This window comes from Halopiger aswanensis (assembly GCF_003610195.1).
GTDB lineage: Archaea > Halobacteriota > Halobacteria > Halobacteriales > Natrialbaceae > Halopiger > Halopiger aswanensis.
Window position 1 is genome coordinate 125975 of sequence record NZ_RAPO01000003.1, and the last position, 17757, is coordinate 143731.

Here is a 17757-nt window from a genome sequence, read left to right on the forward strand (position 1 = left end):
GCGCATTCCTCGCGGCCGCCGCCGTGCGAGCGACCGCGCTCACTCGCTCGGTTCGCCGCGCTCGACCCGGTCGCGGGCCCGCACTCGCACCCGAACGCGCTCGCCGAGCGCGAACGACCGATCGGGACAGATCAGCTTGGCGCCGAACTCCGCGTCTCGAGCGCAAAACAGCGACAGCCCGGTGATCGGGTCCCCGTCGACGGTTACGACCACGTCGTCCCATTCGATCGTTCGCGTTCGCCCCTCGAGCCGCCCGAGCCGATCGCCGTTCAACGAGACGGTGTCGCGTCCGTTCTCGCCAAGATCGCCGGCAGCCAGCAGGCCGCCGCCGTCGTAGTGCGGCAAACCGCCGTCGAGGATACCCCCGTCGTCGGCCCCGATCCCGACGAACGCTTTTCCGGGCGCCGGATGGACCGGCGAGTCCAGGACCGCGTACGTCTCGCCCGTCGCGACGACGGTGCCGGTCCCGTCCCACTCGAGCGGTCGGAGTTCGGCGCCGACCTCGAGCGGCAGCGATCCCGACGCGCGGTAGGGGTTCTGCTCGGGCCCGCGGAAGCCCAGGTGGAGGTGGTTGTCGACCCAGGGGGCGAAAAAGCCCGCCCGGACGAGCCGACCCAGCGACTCGCCGCGCTCGACGCGGTCGCCGGCCTCGACGGCGGGGTCGACGTGGAGGATGCGGGCCGTAAGCCCGTCGAACGCGGGTGCGTCGGGCTCGAGGAGGATCAGATGGTCGTGCTCGGGCGCGTAGGGCTTCGGCGGCGCGCGGACGGTCCGTGTGTCGCGGACGACGCCGGCGAAGGGACTGGGTGCAGCGGTCGTCCGGCCGTCCCGAAGCGTGCCGGGATACAGGTCGACGGCACAACCCGCGTCGTGGGCCGGGTACGGCGAGTTGTACAGCGAGAACCGGGCGTACTGCGAGAGCAGCGACTCGGAAAGCGTGACGCGCTCGGGTTCGGGCGTGGTATCGGAGCCGGCCATCGATTCGCCTCGCATCCGTCTGTGCGGCGGGAGCGTTTAGGTCCGTCGCCACGAACCCCGGCTATGCGCGTGTTCCGCGGCCGCGCGTCGACGATCGACGCCGACCGCGCGGCCAGCGAGCGACTGCTCGAGGTCGCCGCCGACGGCGAGCCCGCGGTACGGGTCTGGCGCCCGCACCGCCAGATCGCGTTCGGCCGTCGCGACGCGAGACGCGAAGGGTACGACCGCGCTCGCGAGGCCGCCCGCGCGGCGGGGTTTCCGCCGGTCGAGCGCGACGTCGGCGGGCGAGCAGTGGCCTACGACGGCGCGACGACGGTCGCCTTCGCCCGCGCCGAGCCAGTTGCGGACTTCCGACGCGGGACGACCGCCCGCTACGAGCGTCTGACCGGCGACGTCGAACGCGCGCTCGCGGATCTAGGCGTCGCGACCGAGCGCGGCGAACCGGACGACGCGTTTTGTCCCGGGACGCACTCGCTGTCAGTCGACAGCGAGGGAGGCGAGCGGCGAAAGCTCGTCGGCATCGCCCAGCGCGTTCGACAGGACGCCGCGGTCGGCGCCGGGATCGTCCTCGTCGACGGCCGCGAGGAACTCGCGACCGTTCTCGAGACTGTCTACAACGCACTCTCGGTGCCGCTCGATCCCGCGACCGTCGGAACGATCGCAGCGGCCGGCGGACCAGCGGATTCGGACCGCGTTCGGGCGGCGCTCGAGCGGGCGCTCGTCGGGGACGCGGATGCGGCGATCGAACCGATCTCGGCGCTGGCGGACGACGGCGAGGGCGGGAACGAGCAATAGCGGTTCAGTTCGGTACGGTCGTCGATCGGTTCTGGGAGAACAGTCGAAACCGCGCGTGCAACGCGGAGGTACTATTTTGCCGTTCGACGGTGTCCGACTCGAGCATGGCGCGGCTACTTGCCGATCCGGAGGCGGTTCGATGACCGACGAGACTGACGCCGATACGGCTACCGATACGGCTGACGACGCCCCCACCGACGACCCCCGCTGGACCGAACTGCTCGAGGACGCGGCGGCGATCGCCGCGGAGTACGGCGACGACGGCTGGGATACCGTCGTCCTCGAACCCGCTGGAATCGACGCCGTTCCGCGCGAGGGCAACGAACGAGGCGGCCTCGAGGCGATCGTTTCAGAGACGGAGCACGGGCTCCTCGAGGCGCTCGTCGAGCGCGACGACGTCACCGTCGACGAGGCCGAAGTGTACTACCGGCCCTCGGAGGGCGACGACCGCCGGTTCGCGCTGGCGGTCGAGCGCGATACGGAGAGCGGAATCGCGGTCTGTCTGCCGCTGACCTACCGACTTACCGAGGCCGAGACGAACGCCGTCTTCGAAACCGCGCTCGCCGACGGCGAACTGCTGGTTCACGTGCGCTCGCGCGACGCCGCTGCGGACGCCGACCAGCGAGTTACCTTCTCGCACGACGATCCGTTGCTGTTCCTCGAGGACGCAGACGTTCAAGCGAACGGTGAAACGGGCGCCGAAGGCGACGCGTAACGGCCGGCCGATACCGGACGTCTCAGTGTCTCAGTCTTCGCTCGTGCTCTCGGCTTCGTCCTGCTCGCGCAACTCCTCGCTGGCCTCGCGGACCTCTCGCATCACACTCGAGATGCGCTCTTCGGCCTCGAGTTCCTCCTCGACGGAGAGGTCGACGCCCTCGACCTCGAGCAGGAACTTGGCGACCTCGGTCGACTCGTACATGACGTCGTCGAGTTCCTCGGCGGTGAAGAAGTCACACATCGCGCCGTAGAGGAAGGTCGCGCCGGCCTTGCGGACCTTTTCCTCGAAGGAGGCTCGCGCCTGGTTGACCGCTTGGGGCGTGTAGGTGTCGGTCATGAAGGGGACGAGTTCGGGCAGGTTCTCGCCGATCTTGGTCATCTCGACGCCGGTTTCGGTCCGGAAATCCGAACAGAGGCGGGCGATGGCCCACTCGCGGGCCGTGATGTAGGTTCGATCGCGGAGGAACTCGTTGACGCGGTCGTACTGCGCGCCGTCCATCTTCTTGAACCGGGCGTACTTCTGGACATCCTCGGGGACGTCGGACTCCTCGGGTTCGGGGTCGGGGACGCCGGGCATCGACGACTCGTCGGCCCCGTCAGCCCCGTCGGTCTCATCGGTCCCGTCGGCCTCTGTAGATGCCGTATCGGCATCGGAAGCGGCGTCAGCGTCGCTCTCGGCGCCGACGCTCGAGTCCGGTCCGGCGGCTGAATCGGTAGCGGGGTCGGCATCGGAATCGGGTACGTTCAGTCCGTCCTCGTCCATGCCCGCTTATTCCGACACGCGCGAGATAAGGGTTGTTCTCGAGTGCTCGTGTCGGCGCCGGGCGACGGTAGAGATCAGGGAGACTGCGAGGACGGGACGATAAACTCCGCGCGAATCCCCCGGAGTTCTCCCCCAATTTAAGTCCGTGAACGCTGTTCGGTACTGTATGACACAGACGCCAGTCGTCGCAGCCGCGGTTCGAACGCCACAGGGGAAAGAAGACGGCGTGTTCGCCGACGTTCGCAGCGAGGATCTCTCGGTGCCGCTGATCGACGAGATTCTCGCCGAGACCGGCCTCTCGGGCGACGAAATCGATGATCTGATGTGGGGATGTGCCCAGCAGCGAAGCGAGCAAGGGAACAACGTCGCCCGCGTCATCGCCTTGCTCTCCGAGTTGGGCGAAAACGTGCCGGCGACGACGATCAACCGCTGGTGTGCCTCCTCGATGCAGGCGGTCATGTCGGCGGCTGACGCGATCGCGGCCGGCAACCGCGACGCGATCCTCGCCGGCGGCGTCGAGAACATGAGCCGCGTCCAGATGGGCGAGAACATGGGCAGCGTCCACCCGCGGATGGCCGAACTGTACAACGTCGGCGAACTCCAGATGGGGATGACCGCCGAGAAGGTCGCCGAGGAGTACGGTATCAGCCGCGAGGAGCAAGACGAGTACGCCGCACGGAGCCAGCAGCGGGCCGTCGAGGCGACCGAGGACGGCCGCTTCGCCGACGAGATCGTCCCGATCGAGACCGAGGACGGCACCGTCGAGGAGGACGAGGGCCTCCGGCCCGGCACGACCAAAGAGAAGCTCGCCGAACTGCCGACCGTCTTCAAATCCGACGGTACCGTCACGCCCGGCAACGCCTCCCAGATCTCCGACGGCGCCTCGGCGCTGCTGGTCACGAGTGAAGCCTTCGCCGAGGACCACGACCTCGAGATCCTCGCCGAGGTCGGCCAGAACAACGTCGCCGGCGTCGATCCGACCGTCATGGGGATCGGCCCGGTGCCCGCGACGCGGGGCCTGCTCGAGCGCAACGGCCGCGAGATCGACGACTACGATCAGGTGGAACTCAACGAGGCCTTCGCCAGCCAGACGCTCTACTGCCGCGACGAACTCGGCGTCGATCCCGAGATCTTCAACGTCAACGGCGGCGCGATCGCGATCGGGCATCCGCTTGGCGCCTCGGGCGCGCGGCTGCCGGTGACGCTGATCCACGAACTCCGGCGCCGGGGCGGCGGCCTCGGGCTGGCGACGCTCTGCGTCGGCTTCGGCCAGGGTGCGGCGATCGAGTTCGACGTTCGCTGATCCCTCCGGCTGTTCTCTCGCTGGGCCGCCGCGCAGCCGTTCGGGAGCCGTCCACCCTAAATTCGGCGGGCCGTTTAGTACGCTCGAGCCGTACGACCGGTATGAGCTGGCACCTCCTGGCGATCATCGTGGGGATCCCGGTGGCGTGGCACCTCGCGCTCACGGCGGTCACCTACTACGACGCCGGCCGCGTCGGCCTCGAGCCCCGAGAAAAGTGGACGGCGATCACCTTCCTGATCCCGCTGTTCGGCTTCTTCATCTACCTGTTCGAGCGCAGCGAACTCGACTACGATCCCGACGAAGACCCCTACCGCGGGCAAAACTTCAACATCCACCCCTCGCGGGCCGACGATTCGCCGCTGCCGTCTCGCGGCGACGACCGGCTGTCGTCCGAATCCGGCGCCGAGGCCGACGCCGACGACCGGACGGACGACGGGCGGAATCGAGACGGCCGGCGCGACTAAACGGGATCGGACGCCTCGAGGGAGTGGCAGTTCCCGGAGATTCGACGCAAGGAGGTACCACGATACAGTTTCGGGTGGTGCCTCGAGTCGATAACTCGATACCGTGACCGGTCTCGGGACGCCGACGACGCGGGCGGCATGGGGAACGTTCACCGTCTCGGTGTGTCTGGTCTACGTCGGTTTCCGCTCGCTCCGCCTTGTTGAAACCCTCAAATAGTGATAGCTCGGATATCCACGATGGACACCTCGTGTGAAAAGGACAAAATACCGAAAAGACTAACGCTATTTAGGCTGGCCTAAAACATGTGGCAGACGATTCCAGCAACCACACGGCACCGACGCGCAGAGGCTACATAAAACACGGCGGCGCAGTCGTTGGCGGCGGACTGCTTGCCGGCTGTGCCAGCGACTCCGGGTCAGAGAACACTACTACCGGGACGACTACTGGGGAGGAGGCGACTCCCAAGGGCAGTTCGTACTCGGCGACGCTCGCGCCAGCAGACAAGGTCACGCTCGAGTCGGAACCTGAAGACATCTTCACGATGCTAGGCCACCACGCCGACATGGTGCTGGCGCTCGGTCGGGGCGACGATATGAACGCGATGTTCGCGCCAGAATACCACCAAGGGTTGTACCGGAAGTTAACACACCACTTCGACGGGGTTTCTATCGACTGGGAGGGGTTGTACAACTCGTGGCCACCGAAGAAGGAGAAACTGTACGAACTCGACAGCAACGTCCACATCGCTGACCCGGCGAAAGTTGCGACTGCCGATGGATGGGACAACAGCGACGTACAAGAGATTGAGGAGAACGTCGCGCCGTGGTTCGGAAACACGCTCAGTGGCACCAACCGGACGCCGCCAGCGGGCTGGAAGGACCAGTACGAGTACTACACGTTGTGGGAGATCTTCGGCAAGGTCGCACAGTTGCTCGGAGCGGACGAACGGTACCGGGCTCTCGCGTCCGTCCGTGACTCGATGGTTCAGACCATCGAGGAGAACCGCCCACCGGAGAGCGAGCGACCGACCGCGGCGCTGGTGTTGTTCTCGTCGTCGGAAGATCACAAGGGATGGGGCTACAAGATGAACCATCCGGGCTACTACGCCGCACACACGCGTCCGATGGGGGTCACCGACGCGCTGTCCGAGGCCTTCGGAGAGGGATACGGCGAGAGCGGGCGAAACATGCCGTTCGACTACGAACTGCTCCTCGAAGCGGACCCGGACGTGTTGCTCGTCCTCGGTTCGATGACGGCGTATTTCAACCCTGACGAGATTCGGAAGACCCTCGAAAACCATGAGGTAGCCAGCGACCTCACCGCCGTCAAGGAGGGCAACGTCTACGCGCAGGGTGCGCGACGACAGGGTCCGATTCTCAACCTGTTCCAGCTCGAGATGACTGCGAAGCAGCTCTACCCCAACCAGTTCGGCGAGTGGCCCGGCTACCAGAACGGTAAACCGTATCCACAGATTCCTGAAGAGGAGCAACTGTTCGACCGCCAGCGTGTCGCGAATATCATCAACGGAGACCTCTAACAGCGGAATTGCCCTTCTTTTCTCGACATACTCCCCACGTATCGGCGGATTCTGTGCGAAGCGGTTGGGACAAACGAAAGAGAATTTGGCCCTGTTAAGCCCTTCAATTGGTGATAGGCTGTCGAAGCCGTACTGAATACATAGCGCGAATGTCGCACGACATCTGGCTTAATCTACGAAGAGAGAGAGAGAGTGGTCGATTATTACAGGTCAAACAGTTATCCGAGAAGCGACCGATCATCCGATTGCTGTCAAAGAGCAGTACAATCCCATACAATTTATTTCACTATCTCACGTGTAATATCGCCTGATGATTGAGACCATTCTTCTCATTGGTATTGTCGCCTCAATTTTTGTCGGGTTTAATATCGGCGGTTCATCGACCGGGATTGCGTGGGGTCCGGCCGTTGGTGCTGGAGTCGTGAAGAAGACGACGGCAGCAGCAATCATGACGGTTTTCGTCTTTCTCGGCGGTTGGACCGTTGGTCGCAACGTGATGGAGACGCTCAGTGAGGGCATCATCACTATCGATCTCAATCTGGCGGCAGGCGTTGCCGTCCTCTTTTTCATCGGGTTAGGAATTCTCGTCGCCAACATCTTCGGCGTCCCCGTCCCGACATCAATGACGACCGTCGGGGCGATTGCTGGACTCGGACTGGCGACTGACACCCTCAACTATGCGTCAATGGCAGAAATCATGACATGGTGGTTCGTCACGCCGTTCATCGGGTTCTGGATCGGCGGGGTTATCGGACGCTACATTTATCCCGAGGTCAACCGTCGGGTCCAGATTGAGAAGTCCGACGGACCATTGCTCGTTGTTGACCGGAGGGGACCGATTCCGACACCGGCTCTCGGCCCAAACACGACCCGGTCGGAACTCGTCAGTACGACAGTCGTTTTGCTCATCGGATGCTATATGGCGTTCAGTGCCGGAGCGAGCAACGTCCCAAACGCGGCTGCACCGTTAGTTGGTGAGGCCGGCGGCTTGGACACGGACATCGCAATCGTCATCGCCACACTCGCTATCGGTCTCGGCGGGTTTACCATTGCTCGTCGCACGATGGAGTCAGTTGGCGGTGAACTGAGCGACATCCCGCTGCTGGCAGCCCTGTTCGTCATGGTAATCGCATCGACGATCACGACCCTGCTCTCTTGGATTGGCATTCCGATTAGCCTCGTGATGGGGACGGTGATGACAATCGTCGGCATTGGCTGGGGCCGTGCAACCCGTCCGATTACAGTCCGTGAGGCAGTGACACGCGATGTCGAAGACGCCGAGATCGTCCCCGGCGCGATTACTATCGGAGAGATTGAAGACGACCCGGTAGCCCCAATCGGTGAAGAGGAACCCGTGGAAGTCCTCGAAACGGGTACTCTCTTTAACCCCCAAGCGGTCATCAAATACGTCTCGATGTGGATTATCGGTCCAGCGATGTCTACGATCTTGGCCTACGGATTCTTTCGCCTTATCCCGGGAGTCGCCTGACGAGGGGGCTTAGGTAGCTGGATAACGTTGTTGGGAATATGCTCTCCCGAATTCTCGTTCCGATGGATGACTCCGAACATGCCAGTCACGCTCTTGAGTACGCTCTCGACAATCACCCCGAAGCGGAGATTACAGTCTTACACGTCGTCGGCGTCCCGTCGATGATGATGGGAGAGGCAGTCAGTCTCGCTCTCGACGACAATATCAATGAAGCTGCTGCCGACCACGCTGAACCCGTTTTTGAACGTGCCCGCGAAATTGCCAACGAGCGTGATCGAGAGATCGATACAAGTATCGGAATCGGCCATCCAGCCCGGGATATTCTGGACCGAGCCGAAGATTACGATACGATTGTACTTGGAGCTCACGGCGAGGACTGGAACCGAGCGACACGCCGGTTTCTCGTCGGGAACATCACGGAGACCGTGTCCAAACGAGCACCGATTCCTGTTATCATTGTCCGTTGAGTCGCTCGTGACATTACCCTGTTGGGCGGAAGTGGTAGCGGATTGACCGTTGAATAAATATCAGAATTTCACTGCACCATTCATGATTATATTGATTTGATAGTAGATGCTCGTTCCTCTTCCTTCGGTTCGTTATAACCGTATCAAACTGGCGGTCGAACTTAGAGACCACCGGACAGTGAGTACCGAAACAGGTGACCGGCGCATGACCTTTTCGACGTGCTTCTAAGCAAAAGATGCGATTGCAAATCACATCCGTAGGTTCCGATCACGATGAGAGTAAACTCATGTCGATCTGTCTTTTCAGAACGACCTCACTAATGTCATAAATAGGTGATAGCAATGCAGCACAACGTTCATACGTGGAGTGAGCAGATAATCCACTGATTTCGGCGTAAGACAAACGAAGTCATCGTGCTGAACTCACCCTCTGTATCTCGCACGCCGTTCCTGTCAACCCCTGAGTGTTTCAACAGAGCCGCTCGCTCGTAACCCGCGATCAGCTGTACGGCGTTTTGATGGGCCTCGTCGGCCGGGTCGGAACGGTAGCCGTCACCGCGATCGCGGTCGGCGCGTGGCGGCGGCTACGAGCGATCGGCGAGCGACGAGCGTACTGACACTTATCACGCCGCAGCGTCGACACGAGGTATGTCGCTGTCAGCGGACGAACCACCCGAGGAAACCACCCTCGAGGATCTCTACGAACAACTCGAGACCTTAGAGGAGACGGTCGACACGTCCGACGAGCGCACGGAGGTGCGCCGGACGATGCGACTCGTGAGTCGACTGTCCCACAACCGGGCGATGAACAGCGTGATTACGCGGTTTACGGGCAAGGACAAGGCCGAAGCGTTCGTCGGCAGCGTCGTCATCGGGCTGCCGATGCTCGTGGAGGGCGGCGTGATGGAGATCGGCGCGTTTCTCGCGACGAGGCCGGCGTTTTTCGTCGCGAACCTCGCGATGGCAGTCGCGCTCGTCGTCGGAATCCTCTACGTCGCCGACTTTCGCGAGATCCAGATCCACAACCCCTACTTCGGCGTGGTTCCGCGGCGACCGGTCTGGGTACTGGGGATCGCGTTCGCGACGGCGGCGGCCCTGATGACGCTGTGGGGACGCGTGTCGTGGGACGAGCCGTGGCTCGATCTCTGTCAGGTGTCGGTCGTCTTCACGGCGATGGCGATCGGCGGCTCGCTGGGCGACATTCTGCCCGGCGAGAGCTGACGTTGATCCCCAGGACGCCTCGAGTCGACAGCACCGGCGAACCGGCGATTACTCGAGCACAGGGCGCTCGTCGTCATCCGAGGGGACGTGGCGCTCGTCGTCGAGGACGACCTCGAGACGGCCGTCCTCGAACAGGCGGTCGATCTGGTCGCGGGTGAACTTGCCGTCGCAGTCCTCGCCGATGAAGGTCACGAAACGGTCGGTACACTCGACGACGGTCGCCAGCGAGTCGCCGGTACGGTAGTAGTAGCGAACGGTCGTCCCGGGAAAGAGGGCGTCCGCGGTCGTCGACAGGGAGATAACGCGGTGGAGGACCATACCTCGACACTCGAGGAAGCGGGTATATCTCTTGTGGACGCCGACAGGCGACCGTCATCACAGGGGTCCAAAGCCACGGCCGAGACCGGGACGAGCGAAGACGAGAATTTAATGTCTCCGCTGAGCACTTTCGGATAGATGGTGCGCCACGATTCCGCCGTCGACGTCTACAGACAGGCGTTGCCGGTTATCCTCGTCAGTCTCGTGGCGGGGCTGTTCGCGGGGACGCTGCTCGGTACCGAAACGATGCGAGACGGGATCGAGAGCGTCCCCGGCTTGTTGCTGTTACTGCCGGCGTTTCTCGCGACGCGGGGCGGCGTCTACGGCTCGCTCGGGGCGCGCCTCTCGAGCGGCCTTCACCAGGGGATCATCGACCCCCACTTCGAGTGGAACGGGCCGCTCAGGAACGCGATCATCGCGTCGTTCCTGAACGGCATGATCGTCTCCGTGTTCATCGCGGTGCTGGCCTGGGTCGTCTTGCTCGTGCTCGGGCGGAGCGGGAGCCTCCTCGAGCTCGTCATCATTCTGTTCGTCGCCGCGTTACTCTCGGCGTTCGCCATGCTCGGCGTCCTGCTGACGGTGATCTTCAAGGGCTATCGTCGCGGGCTCGACCCTGACAACGTCATCGGACCGGTCGTCACGACCGTCGGCGACGTCTTCGGCGTCGTCTTCCTGCTGGTTGGCGTCAGCGTTGCGGGGGTGCTCCTGTAGCGATGAGCGGGAACCCCGAGGCCAGCGTCGACGAGGATCACGACGACGGCCTGCTCGAGGACTGGTCGGTCCGAAACATCGTGACGACGCTCGTCCCGCTACTGATCGCGATGTCGGTGTTGCAGATGGTGTCGGGAACCGTCCTCGAGAGCTTCGAGGAGGAACTGCTCGAGAATCCCTCGCTCCTCATCCTGGTCCCGGTGATGATCGGCACCGCGGGCAACCTCGGGTCGATCATGTGCGCGCGCCTCTCGACCCAGTTGCACCTGGGGACGCTCGAGTTCTCGCCGTCGAATCCCGGGATGCGGGCGAACGTCGCCGCCGTGCTGGGACTGGCGGCGACGGTGTTCGTGTTGCTCGGCATCGCCTCGTGGGCGATCGGCGCGTTCCTCGGAGGGACCCTGGGGCTGGGAACGCTGCTGGTGATCACGATGGTCAGCGGGATGCTGCTTGCCGTCTGGGTGGTGATCGTCAGCACCGTCTCGGTGTACGTCTCCTACCAGTTGGGGTACGATCCCGACGACACGACGATTCCGGTCGTCACCAACGTCTGTGATATCACGGGCGTGTTGATCCTCTTCGCAGTGGTCTGGGTCGTGCTCTGAGCGAGAAAAGCGTCCGCCACCTCGAGCGCGCCACGTTCCGCGTCCCGCGTCCCGCGTCCCGCATCACGGCTCGAGACCGGGCCTACACCGGTTTGCCGCAGCGCTCGATCGCCTCGCGGACCGCTTCGGTCCGGCCAATGAGCGTGACGTGGTCTCCCGTCTGCAGTTCGACGTCCGGGGTCGGTACCTCGCTCGTGCCGTTGCGACTCACCAGCGCGATGAGGACGCCGTTGGGCAGTTCGCTGCCGACGTCGGCGATCCGCTTGCCGGCCAGTTCGCCGTCGGTCACTTCGATCTCTTGGACGTCGCCCGAGCGGCCGAGTTCGGACATCCAGTCCGAGAGGGCCGGCCGCTCGATCTGATTGTCGATCGCCCACGCGGTCGACTCGGCCGCCGAAATCGTCTCGACGCCCAGTTCCTCGAACGCCGGCGCGTTCGAGGGCTCGTTCGCGCGAGCGATCACCTTCTGGACGTCGAAGCTCGATTTCGCGAGCTGGGCGACGAGGAGGTTCGCGTCGTCGTCGCCGGTCGCCGCGACGACCGTCTTGGCGTTCTCCGCGCCGGCACCGCGCAACACCTCGACGTCGGTTCCGTTGCCCTGTCGGGCCGTGAATCCGTCGTTGCGGAGCCGTTCGAGGACCGGCTTGTCCTCCTCGATGATGACGACGTTTTCACCGCGCTCTTCGAGTCGTTCTGCCAGCGAGCGGCCGACGCGGCCGCCGCCGACGATGAGTACACGCATCGGTATCACATCCAGGTATTCGGCGATCTGTCTGGCGAAGCCGCCCTCGAGGACGACCGTGACGAGGATGACGAGAAAGACCGTGCCGACGAGCAGATCCGCGCCCGCCGCGTTGGTCGGAGCCGCCTCGGTTTGGAGCCGGATGGCGAACAGCGTCGCCACCGACGCCGGAATGATTCCCCGCGGGCCGACGAAACTCATGAACAGACGTTCCCGGTTCGTAAAGCGGCCGCCGCGGGTCGAGATGAAGACCAGCAGCGGGCGGAGGACGAGCATGACGGTCAAGACGACGGCGACACCACCCAACCCGAGCGCGAACAGTTGGTCGAACTCGAGCAGGGCCGCGAGCGTGATGAAGACAAAGGAGAGGACGAGCAGCGTCACGTCGCCCTTGAACGCCGCGATCTCCTCCTCGTAGGGGAGGCTGGCGTTGCCGAGGATGAGTCCGGCCGTCGCCGCGGCCGCCACCCCCGCCTCGGCGAAGACGTAGTCAGCCGCGCCGAAGGCGACGATCGCCCCCGCCAGCGTCAACAGCCGCGCATTCCGCGGGGCGTCGTCCGGCGAGATATCGACGTACTGGAGCACCGCCCAGACGACCGCGGCGACGATGACGCCGATCAACAGCCCCGTGCCGAGCCGCTCGGCGAACAGCTGCAGGTAGACGTCGGCCGTCAGTTCCCGGACCGTCATCGCCTTGAACAGCACGACCGCGACGATCGCCGCGGTCACGTCGTTGACGATCCCCTCCGTCTCGAGGGTCGCCGCGACCCGATCGCGGACGGGGACGACCTTCAGGATCGGCGTGACCACCGTCGGGCCGGTCGCGACCAGCAGCGCGCCGATCAGCAGGGCGATATCCCAGTCGGCCCCGAGGAAGAACCGGACCGCGCCCGCGGTTCCCAGGAACGCGATCGCCGCCCCGACCGTCGTCAATCGGAAGACGGCCGCCGGCGCTTCCCGGATCTTCTCGACCTTGAGGTGGAACGCCCCTTCGAAGACGATGATCGCGACGCTCAACCCCACGATCGTCGAGAGGCCGCTACTCCCGCCGAACGAGTCGACGGTCAGGATGCCAAATACTTCGGGCCCGACGACGACGCCCGAGACGATGAGAAAGAGCACGCTCGGAATCCGAAATCGAGCCGAAAGGAGTTGCGAGGCAACCCCGAGTCCGACGATCGTCGCGACGAGAACCAGCAGGTTCCCGCCTTCCGCGGCCGTCATCGTCCACGCCGCTCGCCGCCGAACGGTCGTCGTTCCGGTACCGTAACACCGTCACCGAACATTCGCATCGACACAGTCACTCCAGGCGGTTAACTCCTCGGAGGGCGGCGACGGCAGCCGCTTGTCCCGGCCACTGCCCCAGAAGCGCGTCGTCAGGCGTCCTCGTAGATACGATCGACGCGATCGGCGAACCGATCGAGGATTGCGCGGCGCTTCTTCTTCATCGTCGGCGTCAACATCTCGTTTTCCTCGGTGAACTCCTGTGGGACCAGTTCGAACCGCTTGATCGTCTCGTAGCCGTCTAACCCCTCGTTGACCCGGTCGACTTCCCGCTGGACGTACTCGCGGACGCGCTCGTCGTCGCACATCGCTTCGGGATCGGCCGGCAGGTCGATACCCTCACGCTCGGCCCACTCGCGAACGTGATCCGTATTGGGAACGATCAGCGCACCGACGAACTTCTCGCCGTCGCCGACGACCATCGCCTGCTCGACGACCTCGCTCGAGACGAACTTGTCCTCGATCGGCGCCGGCGCGACGTTCTTCCCCGTCGAGAGGACGAGGATCTGTTTCGCCCGGTCGCGGAACTCGAGGTAGTCGTCGGGGCGGCGGTGGACGATGTCGCCGGTGCGGAACCACTGGCCCGACGCCTCGCGCTTGCCCTCGCCGTCGGCCATGACGGTCGCTTCGCTCTCGTCGATATCGTCGGTAAAGGATCGATCCGTCGCGCCGGGTTTGTTCCAGTAGCCGCGCGTGACGTTCGGCCCGCGGACGAGGAGTTCGCCGACCTCGCCGGGGTCGTCGGCGAAGGCGGCCTGATCGGCGACGCTCTCGTCGATCGCGATCTCGACGTCGACGACGGGCGGGCCGATGGTGCCGATCTTCACCTCGCCCGGCGGGTTCACCGAGATGACCGGCGACGTCTCGGTCAGGCCGTACCCCTCGTGGATCGGCAGCCCCATCGCGTGATAGAGCTGGCACAGCTCCGGCGAGAGGCTCCCGCCGCCGCTGATCAGGAGTTCGATCTCGCCGCCCAGCGCCTCGCGGACCGTCGAGAAGACGAGTTTGTCCGCGAGCGCTCGCTTCGCGCGCAGCAGCGGGCCCGGATCGTCGGCCTCCTGGTACGCGACGCCGACGTCGGTGGCCCACTCGAAGATGCGCTTCTTGGCGGCAGACTCGCTCGCCTGCTCTCGAATCCGGTCGTAGATCTTCTCGTAGACCCGCGGGACGCTCGTGGCGGTCGTCGGCTCGACGAGCGAGAAATCCTCCTGCAGCGTGTCCGGGCTCTCGGCGTACGCGACGGAGGCGCCGGTCGCGAACAGCACGAAGTGCCCGGCCGTGCGCTCGAAGACGTGGGCCAGCGGGAGATAGGAGACGGCCCGGGAGGTCTCGTCCAGCGTCGGCACGTCGTCGTCCCTGTCGGGACGGGATGCGAACCGCCTGTGGACCTGGTTGACGTTCGACCGGAAGTTCCGGTGGGTCAGGCGGACGCCCTTCGGTTTCCCCGTCGTCCCGCTCGTGTAGATCAGACTCGCCAGATCGTCCATCGCCGGCGCGTCGACCCACGTCTGGTAGGTCGCGAGGTCGAAGACCTCGTCGCCGCGCTCGTAGAGGTCCGCGAGCGTGAACACGTCGTCGCGCTCGGCGGCGTCGTGGCCCTCGAGGTCGTCCATCGAGACGATAAATTCCAGATCGAGATCGTCCTCGACGGCGAGGACGCGCTCGAGTAGTTCGCGGTTCTCGACGACGACGCCGCTCGCGTCGGGGTCGTCGAGCAGGTACTCGACTTTCTCTTCCGACGATCCGGTGTAGACGGTCGTCACGACCGCGCCGGCACCGAGCAGGGCGAAGTCACACTGGGCCCACTCCATCCGGGTATTCGCGAAGATGCCGATCCGGTCGCCGCGCTCGACGCCGAGGTCGCGAAAGCCGGCCGCGAGCCGGCGGACGATATCGCGCATCTCGGCGTAGGAGATCGTGCGAAACTCGCCGGGCGTCGCCGCGGGGAGGACCGAATCGGTCAGCGAGCGATCGTAGATGCCGCCCTTGTACTGCTGGGCCGGCCGGTTGGCGTTGCGTTCGGCCGAGGCCTCGAACATCCGTCCTAAGGTGGTCTCGTCGATCACCTCGTCCTCGTACTCGCGTTCGGCGTCCCGCCAGTGCATAGCGTATGCCACAATCTCGCATACGATAAAACGTGAGGAAACTGATTGCATCCGCGAGAAGGTTTATTCAGTCGTCGACGCTCGACCGAAATTGGAGCCACGACGGCTGTCAGGCCGCAGATTCGTTACTCGTCGCGAGCGTCTAGGTAGCCGAGCACGCCGCGGACGTTCATCGCGGCCTCGGCTCGCGCCTTCCGCTCGCTCCAGGCGTCGAACAGCGATTCGTCGGCCGTCTCCGCGAAGTGTTCGACGACCGCCTCGTCGTCCTCGAGTTCCGCGCGCTTCGTCTCGACGGCGTCGACCCACGCCGAGAGGACGTCCCCGTACTCGTCGAGCGCCCCCCCGAGGTCGTCGCTGACGTCCCGCGGGCCGAAGTGCGTGTAGAGCAGGACGTCCGGGTCGATTTCGGCGATCGTCTCGAGGTCCGCGAGGCACTGCTCGAGGTCGAAATCGGAGGGCGGCGAAGTTTCGACTGTCCGTTCCCGCTCGGGGACCCAGATACCGGCGGCGTCACCGGTGAAGACCGCATCGTTCGCGGGGTCCTCGAAGATCACCTGGTGGAAGGCGTGGCCGGGAGCCTCGTGGACGCGCAGTTCGTGGGTTCCGAGGTCGATAGTATCGCCGTCCTCGATGCCGACGATCCGATCCTTCGGGATCGGCTCGGGTTCGACGTAGAACTCCCACTGATCGCCGACGGCGTTTTTCGTCCCCGCGACGAGTTTCTCCGGATCGGCCAGCAGGCTCGCGCCGACCTCGGGGACGTAGACGTCCGCGTTCGGGCACTTCTCGGCGAGAAAGCCCGCGCCGCCGGCGTGGTCCAGGTGGATATGGGTTACTGCGACGGCTGCGAGTTCCTCGCGGTCGATGCCGAGTTCCTCGAGGGCCGCGAGGATGCGCTCGTGGTTGGTGCCGATGCCGCTCTCGACGACCGCCGGTCGGTCGGCGTCGAGAATGTACGCGGCGCCGTAGCCGCTGGTGTCGTACATGCCGGTGTCGAGGTAGTAGAGATCCGAGCAGTCGCCGGTCGTGACTTCGCGGACGGCTCCAGCATTCGCGTCCGTATCCGTATCGGCCATACCGATACCCCGTCGCGAAGCGGGATAAAAATCATGTTAACAGCAGGCAAGCCCGCGACTTCAGTCGTCGGACTGCTCCTTCCACTCGCCGATCCCCGACGGATCGAGGTGGACGTGCGCGTCGCCGACGTCGTCGATCGATCGCAGTCGGTCGACTAGCTCCGACTCGATATCGTGGGCCTCCCGAAACGGCATGTCGCCGTCGACCTCGACGTGAACCTCGACCTCGAGGACGACCCCGTCGTAGAAGACCGTCAGGTCGTGGACGCCCTCGACGTCGGGGTGGCTCCGCAGCGCCTCGGTGATCTCCGCGCGCTGTGCCGGGCTGGCCGCGGCGCCGATGAGGTAGTCGACGTTCTCGCGCCCGATCTCGATTCCCTGGTAGATGACCAGCAGGCTGACGAGGCCGCCGGCGATCGGATCGAGCAGTGGGACCCCGAACAGGACCCCGCAGACGCCGACGACGGCCGCAAAGGAGGTGTAGATATCGTTCAGACAGTCCGTCGCGAGGGCGGCCAGCGAGGTCGACTCGAGCCGTTGGTTGACCAGTTCCGTGTAGCGGTAGACGAGGTACATGTCGACGATCGAAAAGCCGAGCGCAGCGAGCAGCAGGAAGTTGAACTCGACCTCGACGCCGTGGAGGATCCCCTGCGCGGAGTCGTAGAGCAGATTCAGCCCGAGCAGTGCAATGACGGCGCCGACGAACAGCGCCGTCAGCGGCTCGATCCGGGCGTGACCGTGCGGGTGGGTCGCGTCGGGTTCCTCGAACGAACTCCGCCCCCAGACCAGGACGACGACGCTCGCGACCAGATCCGCGACCGAGTGGGCCGCGTCCGCGAGCAGGGCGACGCTCCCGAAGGTCAGCCCCACGACCCCCTCGAAGAGGATCTTCACCGCGTTGCCGAGGACGTTCACCCCCGACGCGCGGACGAACGCCCGCCTGTCATCGGTCGCATCGCCGGTCGCGTCGCCGGTCATAACTCGTTTTAGAGACAGTCTAAACTTGGGTCTTCCGGTGCCCGCGAGCCCTGGCAATCGTTCACGACGTGCAGTTCGGTCACTGCCGCGGCAGTTCCAGAATTCTCATGTAGCCGCCGTCGAAAGCTGACGGCGAATCGTTCGTCGAAGCAGCGCTCGCGTCGAAATCCGGGCGATGGGGCCCGCCCGATCCAACCGTCGGC

At 64.6% G+C, this 17757-nt stretch carries 17 protein-coding genes; 10 read left to right on the top strand and 7 right to left on the bottom strand.

Features of this window, described 5'->3' with window-relative positions; genetic code table 11:
• Window positions 1–39 precede the first annotated feature (39 nt).
• Window positions 40–978, bottom strand: a complete 939-nt coding sequence (locus ATJ93_RS14600) for a hypothetical protein (protein ID WP_120246014.1) — start codon at window positions 976–978, stop codon at window positions 40–42.
• Between the two features lie 63 nt (window positions 979–1041).
• On the opposite strand from ATJ93_RS14600, the gene ATJ93_RS14605 reads away from it, so the two are divergent.
• Together ATJ93_RS14605 and ATJ93_RS14610 are read left to right on the top strand one after the other, a co-directional pair.
• Window positions 1042–1773, top strand: a complete 732-nt coding sequence (locus ATJ93_RS14605) for a lipoyl protein ligase domain-containing protein (RefSeq protein ID WP_120245397.1) — start codon at window positions 1042–1044, stop codon at window positions 1771–1773.
• Between the two features lie 139 nt (window positions 1774–1912).
• A complete protein-coding gene (locus tag ATJ93_RS14610) occupies window positions 1913–2488 on the top strand; it encodes a DUF7529 family protein (protein ID WP_120245398.1) in 576 nt (191 codons plus the stop codon).
• Between the two features lie 30 nt (window positions 2489–2518).
• On the opposite strand, the gene ATJ93_RS14615 is transcribed toward ATJ93_RS14610, so the two are convergent.
• The gene (locus ATJ93_RS14615; RefSeq protein WP_120245399.1) at window positions 2519–3253 is read right to left on the bottom strand and encodes a DUF5806 family protein; all 735 of its coding nucleotides are present in this window, start codon (window positions 3251–3253) and stop codon (window positions 2519–2521) included.
• A 166-nt stretch (window positions 3254–3419) separates the two neighbouring features.
• Here ATJ93_RS14615 and ATJ93_RS14620 point away from each other — a divergent pair, with 166 nt between their 5' ends.
• From ATJ93_RS14620 to ATJ93_RS14645, 6 genes are all read left to right on the top strand, one after another.
• Entirely contained in the window at window positions 3420–4556 is a 1137-nt protein-coding gene (locus ATJ93_RS14620; RefSeq protein WP_120245400.1) for a thiolase family protein, read from the top strand.
• A gap of 101 nt (window positions 4557–4657) precedes the next feature.
• Window positions 4658–5020 carry a hypothetical protein gene (locus tag ATJ93_RS14625; protein ID WP_120245401.1) on the top strand — a complete coding sequence of 121 codons (363 nt, stop codon included), beginning with the start codon at window positions 4658–4660 and terminating at the stop codon, window positions 5018–5020.
• A gap of 305 nt (window positions 5021–5325) precedes the next feature.
• On the top strand, window positions 5326–6558 hold the full coding sequence (locus ATJ93_RS14630) for an ABC transporter substrate-binding protein (protein WP_211334069.1): 1233 nt from the start codon (window positions 5326–5328) through the stop codon (window positions 6556–6558).
• Between the two features lie 310 nt (window positions 6559–6868).
• Window positions 6869–8047, top strand: a complete 1179-nt coding sequence (locus tag ATJ93_RS14635) for an inorganic phosphate transporter (RefSeq protein ID WP_120245402.1) — start codon at window positions 6869–6871, stop codon at window positions 8045–8047.
• Window positions 8048–8085: 38 nt separating this feature from the next.
• Window positions 8086–8514 (top strand): universal stress protein, encoded by a 429-nt coding sequence (locus ATJ93_RS14640; RefSeq protein ID WP_120245403.1) that lies wholly within the window; start codon window positions 8086–8088, stop codon window positions 8512–8514.
• A gap of 648 nt (window positions 8515–9162) precedes the next feature.
• Complete coding sequence (locus ATJ93_RS14645; protein WP_120245404.1) at window positions 9163–9735, top strand: DUF2391 domain-containing protein; 573 nt, start codon at window positions 9163–9165, stop codon at window positions 9733–9735.
• A gap of 48 nt (window positions 9736–9783) precedes the next feature.
• On the opposite strand, the gene ATJ93_RS14650 is transcribed toward ATJ93_RS14645, so the two are convergent.
• Entirely contained in the window at window positions 9784–10053 is a 270-nt protein-coding gene (locus ATJ93_RS14650) for a hypothetical protein (RefSeq protein WP_120245405.1), read from the bottom strand.
• Window positions 10054–10191: 138 nt separating this feature from the next.
• On the opposite strand from ATJ93_RS14650, the gene ATJ93_RS14655 reads away from it, so the two are divergent.
• Together ATJ93_RS14655 and ATJ93_RS14660 are read left to right on the top strand one after the other, a co-directional pair.
• Entirely contained in the window at window positions 10192–10764 is a 573-nt protein-coding gene (locus ATJ93_RS14655) for a magnesium transporter (RefSeq protein WP_120245406.1), read from the top strand.
• Window positions 10765–10766: 2 nt separating this feature from the next.
• Window positions 10767–11369, top strand: a complete 603-nt coding sequence (locus ATJ93_RS14660) for a magnesium transporter (RefSeq protein ID WP_120245407.1) — start codon at window positions 10767–10769, stop codon at window positions 11367–11369.
• 82 nt (window positions 11370–11451) lie between these two features.
• On the opposite strand, the gene ATJ93_RS14665 is transcribed toward ATJ93_RS14660, so the two are convergent.
• The 4 genes from ATJ93_RS14665 to ATJ93_RS14680 form a co-directional block, all read right to left on the bottom strand.
• Window positions 11452–13335 carry a cation:proton antiporter domain-containing protein gene (locus tag ATJ93_RS14665; protein WP_120245408.1) on the bottom strand — a complete coding sequence of 628 codons (1884 nt, stop codon included), beginning with the start codon at window positions 13333–13335 and terminating at the stop codon, window positions 11452–11454.
• Window positions 13336–13487: 152 nt separating this feature from the next.
• Complete coding sequence (locus ATJ93_RS14670) at window positions 13488–15500, bottom strand: AMP-dependent synthetase/ligase (protein ID WP_120245409.1); 2013 nt, start codon at window positions 15498–15500, stop codon at window positions 13488–13490.
• A 125-nt stretch (window positions 15501–15625) separates the two neighbouring features.
• On the bottom strand, window positions 15626–16576 hold the full coding sequence (locus tag ATJ93_RS14675) for an MBL fold metallo-hydrolase (protein WP_120245410.1): 951 nt from the start codon (window positions 16574–16576) through the stop codon (window positions 15626–15628).
• 60 nt (window positions 16577–16636) lie between these two features.
• The gene (locus ATJ93_RS14680; protein ID WP_120245411.1) at window positions 16637–17554 is read right to left on the bottom strand and encodes a cation diffusion facilitator family transporter; all 918 of its coding nucleotides are present in this window, start codon (window positions 17552–17554) and stop codon (window positions 16637–16639) included.
• Window positions 17555–17757: the final 203 nt, after the last annotated feature.

Excerpts from the sequence above, each read along its gene's own strand:
- ATJ93_RS14615 (WP_120245399.1), bottom strand. The coding sequence starts at position 3,253 with ATGGACGAGGACGGACTGAACGTACCCGATTCCGATGCCGACCCCGCT.
- ATJ93_RS14665 (WP_120245408.1), bottom strand. The coding sequence starts at position 13,335 with ATGACGGCCGCGGAAGGCGGGAACCTGCTGGTTCTCGTCGCGACGATC.
- ATJ93_RS14675 (WP_120245410.1), bottom strand. The coding sequence starts at position 16,576 with ATGGCCGATACGGATACGGACGCGAATGCTGGAGCCGTCCGCGAAGTC.
- ATJ93_RS14605 (WP_120245397.1), top strand. The coding sequence starts at position 1,042 with ATGCGCGTGTTCCGCGGCCGCGCGTCGACGATCGACGCCGACCGCGCG.
- ATJ93_RS14600 (WP_120246014.1), bottom strand. The coding sequence starts at position 978 with ATGGCCGGCTCCGATACCACGCCCGAACCCGAGCGCGTCACGCTTTCC.
- ATJ93_RS14625 (WP_120245401.1), top strand. The coding sequence starts at position 4,658 with ATGAGCTGGCACCTCCTGGCGATCATCGTGGGGATCCCGGTGGCGTGG.
- ATJ93_RS14655 (WP_120245406.1), top strand. The coding sequence starts at position 10,192 with ATGGTGCGCCACGATTCCGCCGTCGACGTCTACAGACAGGCGTTGCCG.
- ATJ93_RS14645 (WP_120245404.1), top strand. The coding sequence starts at position 9,163 with ATGTCGCTGTCAGCGGACGAACCACCCGAGGAAACCACCCTCGAGGAT.
- ATJ93_RS14635 (WP_120245402.1), top strand. The coding sequence starts at position 6,869 with ATGATTGAGACCATTCTTCTCATTGGTATTGTCGCCTCAATTTTTGTC.
- ATJ93_RS14620 (WP_120245400.1), top strand. The coding sequence starts at position 3,420 with ATGACACAGACGCCAGTCGTCGCAGCCGCGGTTCGAACGCCACAGGGG.
- ATJ93_RS14680 (WP_120245411.1), bottom strand. The coding sequence starts at position 17,554 with ATGACCGGCGACGCGACCGGCGATGCGACCGATGACAGGCGGGCGTTC.
- ATJ93_RS14660 (WP_120245407.1), top strand. The coding sequence starts at position 10,767 with ATGAGCGGGAACCCCGAGGCCAGCGTCGACGAGGATCACGACGACGGC.
- ATJ93_RS14640 (WP_120245403.1), top strand. The coding sequence starts at position 8,086 with ATGCTCTCCCGAATTCTCGTTCCGATGGATGACTCCGAACATGCCAGT.
- ATJ93_RS14670 (WP_120245409.1), bottom strand. The coding sequence starts at position 15,500 with ATGCACTGGCGGGACGCCGAACGCGAGTACGAGGACGAGGTGATCGAC.
- ATJ93_RS14610 (WP_120245398.1), top strand. The coding sequence starts at position 1,913 with ATGACCGACGAGACTGACGCCGATACGGCTACCGATACGGCTGACGAC.
- ATJ93_RS14650 (WP_120245405.1), bottom strand. The coding sequence starts at position 10,053 with ATGGTCCTCCACCGCGTTATCTCCCTGTCGACGACCGCGGACGCCCTC.